Below are 10,309 nucleotides of genomic sequence, written 5' to 3'. Positions count from 1 at the left end.
ACAACACATCGGCTTCGCACTCGAATCCGCCCAGCACTACTACATCCTCGAAGCCGGCCGCATCACCACCACCGGCACCGGCGGATCACAATCCGAAGCCGACGTCCGCGCAGCCATGGCAATCTGAACTGCCCGAGTTGGGATCGTGATCGTCGAGAGTCGAGTCCGGGGGAGTCGTCGAGTTCGGAGCGGTATCGCCGGAGCCGCTCCTGAATTGCACTGTGCATTAACGGTTTACGTGTATGCGCGGTGAGTGGAGCGAGGCTGTCGTAGTCACGTGCGCGCCGGATGTCGGTGCGGTTGACCGTGCTGGAACGGGTTTGTCCTTTTACAGTCGCCAACGACATTTCCACCGGCATCGCACCAGCCGCTAGGCCCAACCTCGTTCTCCAGGTGATTCGGGGAGCTGGGCGACATCGCCATTCGATTCGGTGGCCGACCACCGGGGTCCGTAGTACCGACATACGAACCCTCGAGTCTCGCTTGTAGTCACTTCACTGATCGTGCGGCATGTCCGCGGGCTTCAGACACCCTTACTCGGTGACCCCGATTCGGGATTGTTCAGGGCGCACCCGCGCAGAAAGCCCACGGCGAGCAGCGCAGCAGCTGCCCAGACGGCGGCCGCAACGAGCCCGTTGACGTGCATTCCGGTGACGAAGCGGTCAGCATCGTCGGGGGAGGCGGCGAGAGCGCCGAAGACGGCGATGCCCAGTGCGCCCGCTGCCTGGCGGGCGGTGTTGTTCGCGGCACTCGCCACGCCCGAGCGCGCAGGGTCCACGGCTCTTATTGCGGATGAAACGATCGGGGCGGCCAGCATGCCCATGCCGATTCCGATCCCGGCCAAGGACGGCAGCACCGTCAGGTATGGACTGTCCGGTGTGAGGCGAAGCAGGTTGATGCCGCCGAGAATGCCGCAGCCGAACCCGATCGACATGGGGGCGATCGGGCCCCATCGGCTGTTCATTCGACCCGCGATGGGGGACAGGACTGCGACGGGCAGGAACAACGGAAGCATGAACGCAGCAGCCATCAACGGCGAACGGTCTTGTACCCCTTGCAAGTACAGGGTGGAGACGAAGATGGTTCCGATACCGACGAAGTTCATCGCCGCGGCGAGGGTGTTCGCTGTTGCGAAGGCTCGACTACGCAACAGGGCCAGCGGCACCATCGCGTCGTCGCCTGCACGCCGCTCGGCGAGCGCGAACCCGGTCAGCGCCGCAGCAGCCACGACCACCGCAATCATGACACTCACGGTCACCCCGTGCGCTCCGGCTTCGATCACCGCGAACACCGTCGCCGACAGTACGACGGCTGCAGTGAGGACACCGGCGGCGTCGATTGGTCGATCTTCGCGTTCGATCGATTCAGTGACCACTACGGCCGCGGCGATGATTGCGAGCGCTACGACCGGGACGTTGATCCAGAACACCGATCGCCAGCCCATGGCTGTGACCAGGACTCCGCCGACGAAGGGCCCCGCAGGCAGTGCGAGAGCCGAGACACCGGCCCAGATGCCGACCGCGCGTGCCTGCTCGGCGCGATTGGGGAAGGTTCGGGTGAGCACGGCCAGAGTGCCGGGTAGCAGTGCTGCAGCTCCGACTCCTTGCAGGGCGCGGGCCGCGATCAGGACAGGTGCCGAGGAGGCGAGAGCGCACGCCACCGACGCTGCGCCGAAGATTGCGAGGCCACCCAGGACCAACCGTTTGTGCCCATATCTGTCGCCGAGGGTCCCGCCGGCCAGGAGCAGGCCGGCCAGCACGACAGCGTAACCGTCGACGACCCACTGAAGCCCGGACAGGCCAGTATTCAGGCCTGCGCCGATGTGGGGGAGAGCGACGTTGACGATGGTGACGTCGAGTTGCACCAGGAACATTCCGGCGCACATCGTGGCCAACACGATGTGGCGCTGTCGACCGCCGTGGTCGGCCGAGTCGGTGTCGCGTCGAAGGGTGGGGGACCGTCGAGGCATGCCGTGAGTAGTGGACATAGCTCCAAAGCCTGGTGGCGAATTACTTCACCGGACGATGAACTGACATCGGCGCAGACTGTATGTATGAGCACTTCGAGTCCCCGCACCCCGGCCACCAGCCGGTACGGCGACGCAGACGTCGCATCCGTTGCAGCCCTGATCGCCGATCCGGCCCGTGGACGGATCCTGATGGCCTTGGCGGATGGGCGTGCGCTGCCCGCCAGTGTGCTGGCCACGGAGGCCGGTATCAGTGCCCAATCGGCTTCCGGTCACCTCAAGAGGCTCGTCAACGGGAACTTGCTGCGGGTCGCCGCGGCCGGGAGACACCGCTACTACACCCTTGCCGGACCCGAGATCGCCGCCGCACTCGAATCCCTGGCGTTGATCGCCGAACCGTACGAAATCACCAGTCTGCGACAAGGCACCCGCGCCAACGCTCTGCGTCAGGGCCGAACTTGCTACGACCACATCGCCGGAAAGCTCGGTGTCACCATCACCGAGGCGTTGCTCGAATCGAAGGCACTGGTCCGCGCCGACGGCCGAGCTGACGCAGAGCGTGCCGACACCGACCCGTTGTCCGCAGGCACCGGCGACGACTGCCCCTACGAACTGGGCCCGCGAGCACACGATGTTCTCGACGCCATCGGCGTCGACATCGAGACCGCACGGCGGTCTCGGTCCCGGCGCCCGCTGCTGCGCGCATGCGTCGACTGGACTGAGCAACGTCACCACCTAGCAGGGGCCCTCGGGGCCGAGATCTGCCGGACCTTCGTCGACGCCCAGTGGATCACCCGCAAACCCCGTGAACGTGCGATTTCATTGACGCCTCGAGGGCACCGTGCACTGGAAGTGCGGCTCGGAGTAGTGAACCTCTGACCATTCCGCTACAGAACAGGATTCGAGTGATGGGACACCGACAATAGGTCTGTGCAGATTCCGGGGCGGCGATACCTCGCAAGACGGATCGTCCGAACTGAGTCACGCAGGACCTGGAAGGCAATTTCCCAGGGGGAGTTGTCGACCTGCACTATCGCTTCACCCTGGACGGCGCGTTGACCAATCGGTGGTGATCGAGCCACGAGCAAAAATGGTTCAGTACCGGTGACGTACCAGGCGGCTTCGGCACGGCGTACGCCGAGGTAGCGCCGGAGGCCGGGAACCGCGTGGCACTCACTGCCTGGCGTCCAGGAGGACTTGCATCGTGGGCCGATCAGTGGGTGAAATCGTCGACGTTTCCTCAGTTGCCGGGCTTCTGGCAGCGGTCGAACCCGGAGCTTTGCGCTCGAACGTTACGCCGGATTCGCTGACGATCCAGTCGCGGAAGCGATTTCGGAATACGACGACATGTTGGAACAGGTCCGTGTCGCCTTCGTCCACATCAACGGGGGTGCAACCGAGCGGACCACATCGCGATGCCCGTGCGGTGATCGCTGGAACAGAATCTAGGCAACATCCGGTCGGTCGAAACGCTGTCTCGCAGCGTGGATTACCCCGCCAGAGACCCGCGTTTGATCCATCAGGTGCGGGGGAGCTCGATCGACAAGTCGTGCCGGAACAGGTTGCCGGGATCCCACGCCGCCTTGATCTCCTGCAACCTGGGGTAGTGGTCCCCGTAGTACAGCGTGGACCACGGCACCCCCGAGGTGTTCCAGGCGGGATCCTTCAAGTCGGAGTCCGGATAGTTGATGTAAGCGCCGGCGTTGGCGTCGTTCGGTACCGGAACGCCGCCGGTGTCGGCGTAGATGTCGCGATACATGTTTCGGGACCACTCGACATGGGCGGCCTCGTCCGCGGGATTGCGCCAGGCGGCGACGAAAACGGCCTTCATGAACGAATTCCTGGTCGGCATCGCCGTCGCGTCGGCGGATCGGTCGTTGATTGCACCACCGGCAGGGAAGAGCTCGATACCCGAGTCCAGGCTCTGAAAACGCGGGTCCGACAGGTACCTGTACAGGGTGCGCAGCTGCTCGTCGGTGTGTGCCCGACGCAAATTCGCACTCTTGTATTTACCCGAGAACGGGGCGCGGCCACGCGGTGCCGACAATTGAGTCGAAACATCCAGAAACGGCCCTTGCGAAGCGGGCACCGCGACCGGTGGTGGCCACACACCCTCACCCAGTGCGGCGACGAACTCGTCGAGCAACGCGCGCGAGTTGGGCAGGTCTGCATCGAGCCGTGGCGTGAGTTGGCACAGGTGTGCACTGGCGAAGAACTGCGCGTAGAAGCTCGCGAATCTCGACCCCGGCTCGCTGTTGCGCTCGAAGAATCGCTGAAAATTGCCGACGAACCGCACGAAAGCCTCTTCGCTGACCACAGGCAGTACGACCTGTGTGCTGAGCAGGTTCGCCGGAGGGGTGGGTAGGGCCCGTGTGGGATCCGACCCGTCCGCGTCGTGCGTGCGGAGGAGGTACCGGGTCACGACGCCGAAGTTTCCTCCACCGCCGCCCGTGTGCGCCCACCACAGATCCGAATTCGGACCGTCGCGAGTTGCCAGGACCGACGACGCATGTCCGTCGGCGTCGACGACGATAACTTCCACACCGTAGATGTGGTCGACAACGGACCCGAACGCGCGCGACAGGGGACCGAAACCGCCTCCCGCGGCGTGGCCTCCCATACCAACGCCCAGGCAACTTCCGCCGGGAAGCGACACACCCCAGCCTCGGTACAGCTGCTCGTACACCGTGCCCAAATCAGCTCCGGCACCCACAGAGAAGGCGTTGTATTCTGCATCGAATTCCACGGTTGTGAGCCGACCGAGATCGATGATGGCCTGGGTGGAGGCGTTGTCGACGAAGTTCTCGACGCAGTGTCCACCCGATCGGACGGCGATACGCAGACCGCGCGCGACCGCCGTCCCGACCGCGGCCACGGTCTCTTCGGTGTCCACGGGCACGAAGAGAGTCTCGGGCTGCGCGAGGAATCGGGGGTTGTAACCGCGCTGCACCAACCGCACGAATTCCGGGTCCGGAGGGCTCAATTCCGTGAGGGCTGTGGACGCGACAAGCGGGTCGGCGGACGCGCTGAGGGGGCGCAGGTTCGTCAGCGCGCCACCGGCCAAGGCGGCAGCACCGAACAACAGATGGCGTCGCGTCAGTTTGGGCATCGCATGAGTGTACTTCCGACTCGTGCTCAATCGGCGGTTGCGCGTCGACAGTCGAACATCAGATCGGCTGTCGCATGGCACCTGACGGTCTACACAGCAGGTAGTCGCGTGGGCAGTTGCATCCTGGGGAGGCCAACGCTTCCAATGGTGCCCGGTTTCGTCTCTCGCCGACCTCCGGGGAATGGTGCCTCGTACCGTGCGGGAGCTACCGGTAACCCTGCATATCAAGACTGGTGTTATTGCTAGCTTGATGCGTTCCGGCATCCACAGTGCACCTAGTCACATTGCCTCGATTACTCGAGAAGGTGACTCCGCTTCATGTCCGCTCGCCGCACGTTCGAACAGCGCTGTCACGGCCGCGGGGAGCGACGGGTCCACGCCGGCGTCCTTCGATGCTGCGGTCACGTGCTGCATCGTCGTTACGGCGGACATGATGGTCGACGTCTCCGCCGGATACGTTCCGCTATCGGCGTCGCGCGCGAAACCAGGGCCTATGTCTGCAGCCAAGCGCACCATTGCTGCCATCTGCTCCGCGATCGACTGGCCGTCGATTCCGTGAGCCTTCGCTAGTGCCGTGCCATGCGCCCAGGCCGCGAGGGTCGTCCAGAACACGCCCAATGAACACCGTAGAAGAAAGGGCCACGTCCTAGTGTGGGGTAGAGCAAAGAACCGCTCGACATGCCCCCGTACGGGCCACTGCTCAAAAACAGAATTCGCCGGGGTTGGCGAGGATACTGGCAACGACTCCCGCCCCTACGATCGCCGCGACCACTACGAGCGCAGCCGTCACAAGTGACCGGGTTCGTATCGCCAGCACCAAGAAGGGAATCATCCATACCGAAGCCACGACGCTGACGTACACAATCCCGAACGTGGAAGGCCGCAACTGGCCACCGTCGCAGCTGGTGTCGGACACCAAGAACCTGCCGAACCTCGCATAGATGGAGGCGAAGGCGGTCCACGCGACGAGTGCGAGGCCGACGGCCAAGGTCCTCTTTACCTCCCGCCTGACCATATCGACGCAGTCTATTGTCGGGCCGGGAGTTATGCATGCCCTGTGAATAAGCCAGGTTCCACTGGGTAAGTCTCTTATCTGATCTCGAGGTATTCGCTGACCCTCCAATCCGACGACCGTTCCGATACTGAGCGTGGCGTGAAGTCGAGGAAGTATGGCGTTATTGCCGAGAAGATGTGCCACGCGAGCGCCCACGACATCCATGCTCACTTCCCAGATACCCATCCCCATTCCGATCAGATAGAGCGCGTCACCCGCGAAGACCGACCAACCTGATTCCGGCCCGACGGAGAGCGCACCCAGTCCCACTGCTGAGACGACGACGCCCGGAGCGATCACGCGTCTTGCCCCCGACGCGCTGGATGATCGTCCCGGCGAACGGCAGACCGGATACGGCCCCCGCCGACAAGAACAGCAGACGAATCCCCAATTGGGAAGGTCGACAATGCCAGGTCCGTGCCGATGGCGGGATACGACTGATAAACGCGGTGTTCATGGGCTCCGTTGACGAGAAACGCTAGGTAGTCAGTGGTGAGATCGCGCCGCGTGCACGAGCCACCGTCACGCCGGCCGGCAGGAGAGTGCGCACCGTGGAGTCATCCTGCGCAAGAACCCCGAGCAGAACGTGAGCTACACCGATATCGCGGTCTCGGAGTGCAACTGCTTCTTTCATCGACTGCCGGAGTGCCTTTTTGGCAGCTTTGTCGAAGGGTAAATGCCGCCGTGCCCGTTCGCGCTTGCGATCGAGGGCTCCGGCACCGAATGCGGCGTCGACCTGCGAGACAACGGCATCGAGATCGATTCCAATCGACTTCAGCGCGTGAGCATCTGCGGGCCCCAGCCCAGCGCTGACCTGTACCACCGAGCGAACTGCTTCGGAAGTGACTCCAAGCGTGGTCATTCGAGTCCTTAGCGACTCGTCGGCACCGTCGAGCGCAGCAATCATCAGGTGCTCGACGCCGATACGCGACGATTGCAGTTCGCGGGCGACATCCTGCGCACCGATCACGGTGAGTCGAGCTGCTGCGGTGAACTTCTCGAACATCATCTACCTCCCTTGTCCGCCGTGCTTCTTGTGCACGGCCTGTCTGCTGACTTCGAGCGAGTCCGCAATCAATTGCCAGGGCCAACCCTGGTTGCGGGCATTGCGAACTTGGACTGCTTCGAGACGCTCGAGCAGTCGACGCAGTGCTAGCACTGCGCGAAGCCCTTCGGCAGGATCAGGGCTGCTGGCGGCTGCGGCGAGTGTTGTGGCTTCGGTCATGGTGTCAATGTAAATTGACATCGGCCGCTTGTCAATTCCGGTTGACGGCGCGATCCGCTCCTGTGACCCCAGGTTGCTGCAGGAATGGCTCTGACAACGGCACGACGACGATCTCGCAGCCGAGTCCCGCCAATGCATCGTATGAAGTCTGCATAGGGCGTACGCAATCTCAGAGGTAGTGCGAATGCCGTGGATAGGCTTCGGGGCCGACTGCGTGGATAGAAGTCTTGAATGACCTCAAAAAGGGCGGGTAGTCACGTCGTGCGTGATCCAATCGCCGGATAGCTGCCCATCGGGACGCCCGAGCGAGCGGCGTGAATGTTCATCACCTTGTTGCTGTATCCGAGTAGGTCGGCGAGCGTTGCGGCGTCGAGTTCTTTGGTCAGGTCGTGCAGCGCTGCGTTGCGAATCGCGAGGATTTTGATGCCGAAGACCTGTCTGAGTGTATTCAGAAGGGTCTGCTCGGTGATGTGATGCCCGGCCCGTGTTCCTGGGAACAGCCACGGGGATTGATTGTTGGTGGTGCGCTGGTTGGCGCGTGAGGTCAAGTATTCATGGAAGAGGGGGAGTAGCGGTTCGGGCACTGGCGCAGGATGTTCACCGAGGTGGAGGCTGATTCCCGTTGGTGTGACTTCTACTTGCTCCGTGCGCATTTCGGCGATCCGGCGGACCGGCAGCGCATACAGAAGAAGCATCAGTGCAGCGATCCGGTTGTTGAGCACCACTGCCTCCGACTCGAGGACTGTTCGAATCAGTGTAAAGCGTTCGTGGGATGAGGCGAGTGGTGTTTGCCGAGCCTCGCGGTATTTCAGGTGGTAGCGCTTGCCGATCCCTGTTTTGGCTCGCCATTGGAGAAAGTTGCGTGCTGCCATTCGGGTGGTGGTCCCAGTGGAGAAGTACTCGTCGACGTGGGCCTGAGTCAGTGCGTCGACAGTGACGTGATGGTTCTCGCTCAGCCAGATCAGGAACTTCCCGGCTTCGGTGATCTCTTGCTTCGCGGTTCGAGTTGCGTTGTCCATGTTGCGGATTCGGTTTCCGTGGATGCGGCGAAGGTGATGCCATCGGGCAAATTGTTCGAGAGCGGTGCGAACATCTGGTCGGTCTGCGAGTGTGTCGAGCCGGTTCTCGAGCCACGTCTGGAACCGGGCGAGTCGAGGATTACCGCGGTCGGGCAGGATGTGAAGGTCCACCAGCATTTCTCGAAGGTGTTCGACGTGTCGGCCAGGGGGTAGCTCGTCGAAGGCACTGTGCGAGAGCATCAGCTCACGGTCACCGATCTTCTGCAGCAGCTCGGCAGCCGATTTGCCTCGCATCCAGGTAACGATGCTCTCCGGACGTGACACCTTCGCCAGTTCTGCGACGAGCCGTTTGAGTCGGAGGTCTGGGGGATCGTGCGGTCGTAGAGCCGCGGTGAGGTCTGCGGTGACGACGCATCGTGCGCAATGTCCACCACGTAGGCGCTCGGCCTCGCGGCCGCAGTTCGTGCAGTCGAGGGCAGTGGTGATGCCTGCGCATTCCCGGCAGATCGACTGCCGGGCGGGTGATAGCCCGGGTGTCATTCGTTCGATGCCGCACAGTGCGCAGCGGCCGTAGGTGCGCACTGCAGCGGTGAAGCACGCACCGCAGAGTGATTCGGTGGGCCATCGGACTCGGTGCCGGGAAACAGCGATAGTGCAGCGATCGCACACCTTCGATCCGCCGACCGTACGCGGTCGGCCTCTGGGACGGTCAGGCATCGTCGTCGGTGATTCGCGCCCTGACTGGTCTGTATGCGTCAAGGAGAGGAACGTCCGTTGGCGAGTTCACTGCACGCTTGTCTCGTCGACGGTTCGCGTCTGTCGCGGTGTAGGTCACGAGGTCGCCGGCTTCGATGCCGAAGATGTCGCAGAGGGCAACGAGAACACTGAACGCGATGCGTTCGGGTTCCTGTCCGACGATCCTGTAGATCTGTGATTCGGACAGGGTAATTCCTCTGTCCCGCAACGGTTCCACGAGGTCACGACTGTTCTTCATTCCAACGCGTGCCATGTGTTCACGCACACGCCAGCGATACTGTATTTCACGTTTCATCGTCTGCCTTTCCTCTCGCACCATCTCGTTCACCGACGCTGCGACGCAGCGTGTTCGACAACACTTGTTCCAGATGGCGTGCCCGGTAGTCGGGGGAGGCGATCGTATAGATGGAGGTCGTTGCTGCGTGTTCGTGGCCGAGCTGCATTTGCACGAAGCTCAAGTCGTATCCGTACTCGGTCTGTAGATGAGTTGCATACGCGCGTCGGAGCGAGTGCAGGTCCAAGCCCGGCGGGAAGCCGAGCTCGTCCACCAGGTTTCGCATCCGCTTCCACAGGTCTCTGCCGGCGACAACACCTCCGCGGTCGGTGGGGAACAGGTCGGCGAGCGGCTGTCCGTAACGGGGTAGGCCGTAGTTGACCCAGTGTTCGAGTGCCTCTGCAGCCCAGTCGAATACGGTCAGGACTGTGCGTTGTTTGGCGGGTGAACCGCGCATCGCTTTTCCGTGCCTGATACGTAGCAGTCCCCATTCACCGAAACCAGGGGCACGGGCGTTTCGTGAGCAGTCGACCAGTTGCAGCTGTCGCCCTTCGCCGGCCCGCAGGCCCCATCCGTACAAGACCTTGAACGCCACCGCATCGCGCCACGCAGCAAGTGCGCCTTTGCGTCCCGAGTTGAGGATTCGTTCCGGTTCGAGATCGGCGAGGTCGAAGAACTGCTGTAGCTCCGCCTTGGTGAACGGGCGCCGCTTGTCCTGGGTGTCGTTGGTCTGCACATGAGTGGCTCGGTTGAATTCGGTGATCACCTGCGAGAACACGTGGTTGGGCCCCCGATAGCAGTCCAGCGTCTATGCGATAGCTAATTGGTTTTCTTGCGTCCAGGTTTCCCAGTAGCGCTGCGGCGTCATGCCGTCCAGGGATCCGTGGGGCCGTTCATGATTGTAGA

At 62.8% G+C, this 10,309-nt stretch carries 10 protein-coding genes and 1 pseudogene; 2 read left to right on the top strand and 9 right to left on the bottom strand.

The features are described from left to right. Window positions 1–127 (top strand): annotated as a pseudogene (locus tag J1M87_RS26295) (ABC transporter ATP-binding protein); the annotation flags it as partial. A 396-nt stretch (window positions 128–523) separates the two neighbouring features. Here J1M87_RS26295 and J1M87_RS26290 read toward each other — a convergent pair. Then, a complete protein-coding gene (locus J1M87_RS26290; protein WP_206492640.1) occupies window positions 524–1,987 on the bottom strand; it encodes an MFS transporter in 1,464 nt (487 codons plus the stop codon). A 66-nt stretch (window positions 1,988–2,053) separates the two neighbouring features. Between J1M87_RS26290 and J1M87_RS26285 the strand changes: the two genes are divergently transcribed. Beyond that, a complete protein-coding gene (locus J1M87_RS26285) occupies window positions 2,054–2,845 on the top strand; it encodes a helix-turn-helix transcriptional regulator (RefSeq protein WP_206492639.1) in 792 nt (263 codons plus the stop codon). Between the two features lie 640 nt (window positions 2,846–3,485). On the opposite strand, the gene J1M87_RS26280 is transcribed toward J1M87_RS26285, so the two are convergent. From J1M87_RS26280 to J1M87_RS26245, 8 genes are all read right to left on the bottom strand, one after another. Then, a complete protein-coding gene (locus tag J1M87_RS26280) occupies window positions 3,486–5,075 on the bottom strand; it encodes an FAD-binding oxidoreductase (RefSeq protein ID WP_206492638.1) in 1,590 nt (529 codons plus the stop codon). A 279-nt stretch (window positions 5,076–5,354) separates the two neighbouring features. Next, window positions 5,355–5,687 (bottom strand): hypothetical protein, encoded by a 333-nt coding sequence (locus tag J1M87_RS26275; protein ID WP_206492637.1) that lies wholly within the window; start codon window positions 5,685–5,687, stop codon window positions 5,355–5,357. A gap of 88 nt (window positions 5,688–5,775) precedes the next feature. Further along, on the bottom strand, window positions 5,776–6,429 hold the full coding sequence (locus J1M87_RS26270) for a hypothetical protein (RefSeq protein WP_206492636.1): 654 nt from the start codon (window positions 6,427–6,429) through the stop codon (window positions 5,776–5,778). A 178-nt stretch (window positions 6,430–6,607) separates the two neighbouring features. Next, entirely contained in the window at window positions 6,608–7,138 is a 531-nt protein-coding gene (locus J1M87_RS26265) for a Clp protease N-terminal domain-containing protein (protein ID WP_082898905.1), read from the bottom strand. After that, window positions 7,139–7,354 carry a hypothetical protein gene (locus tag J1M87_RS26260; RefSeq protein WP_068051821.1) on the bottom strand — a complete coding sequence of 72 codons (216 nt, stop codon included), beginning with the start codon at window positions 7,352–7,354 and terminating at the stop codon, window positions 7,139–7,141. A 254-nt stretch (window positions 7,355–7,608) separates the two neighbouring features. After that, on the bottom strand, window positions 7,609–8,913 hold the full coding sequence (locus tag J1M87_RS26255; RefSeq protein ID WP_206492635.1) for a recombinase XerD: 1,305 nt from the start codon (window positions 8,911–8,913) through the stop codon (window positions 7,609–7,611). A gap of 169 nt (window positions 8,914–9,082) precedes the next feature. Next, window positions 9,083–9,382, bottom strand: coding sequence for a helix-turn-helix domain-containing protein (locus J1M87_RS26250; RefSeq protein WP_374222424.1), 300 nt, complete (start codon window positions 9,380–9,382; stop codon window positions 9,083–9,085). A 31-nt stretch (window positions 9,383–9,413) separates the two neighbouring features. Continuing rightward, the gene (locus J1M87_RS26245; RefSeq protein ID WP_307830930.1) at window positions 9,414–10,181 is read right to left on the bottom strand and encodes a site-specific integrase; all 768 of its coding nucleotides are present in this window, start codon (window positions 10,179–10,181) and stop codon (window positions 9,414–9,416) included. Window positions 10,182–10,309 lie beyond the last annotated feature (128 nt).

The sequence above is a fragment of the Rhodococcus sp. KRD162 genome (genome assembly GCF_017168335.1).
Taxonomy (GTDB): Bacteria; Actinomycetota; Actinomycetes; order Mycobacteriales; family Mycobacteriaceae; genus Rhodococcoides.
This window is presented reverse-complemented; position numbering and strand designations above follow the sequence as displayed.

Bases quoted from the DNA above. Each gene is read 5' to 3' on its own strand.
- J1M87_RS26290 (WP_206492640.1), bottom strand. From the start codon at position 1,987: ATGTCCACTACTCACGGCATGCCTCGACGGTCCCCCACCCTTCGACGC.
- J1M87_RS26285 (WP_206492639.1), top strand. From the start codon at position 2,054: ATGAGCACTTCGAGTCCCCGCACCCCGGCCACCAGCCGGTACGGCGAC.
- J1M87_RS26280 (WP_206492638.1), bottom strand. From the start codon at position 5,075: ATGCCCAAACTGACGCGACGCCATCTGTTGTTCGGTGCTGCCGCCTTG.
- J1M87_RS26265 (WP_082898905.1), bottom strand. From the start codon at position 7,138: ATGATGTTCGAGAAGTTCACCGCAGCAGCTCGACTCACCGTGATCGGT.
- J1M87_RS26260 (WP_068051821.1), bottom strand. From the start codon at position 7,354: ATGACCGAAGCCACAACACTCGCCGCAGCCGCCAGCAGCCCTGATCCT.
- J1M87_RS26255 (WP_206492635.1), bottom strand. From the start codon at position 8,913: ATGACACCCGGGCTATCACCCGCCCGGCAGTCGATCTGCCGGGAATGC.
- J1M87_RS26250 (WP_374222424.1), bottom strand. From the start codon at position 9,382: ATGGCACGCGTTGGAATGAAGAACAGTCGTGACCTCGTGGAACCGTTG.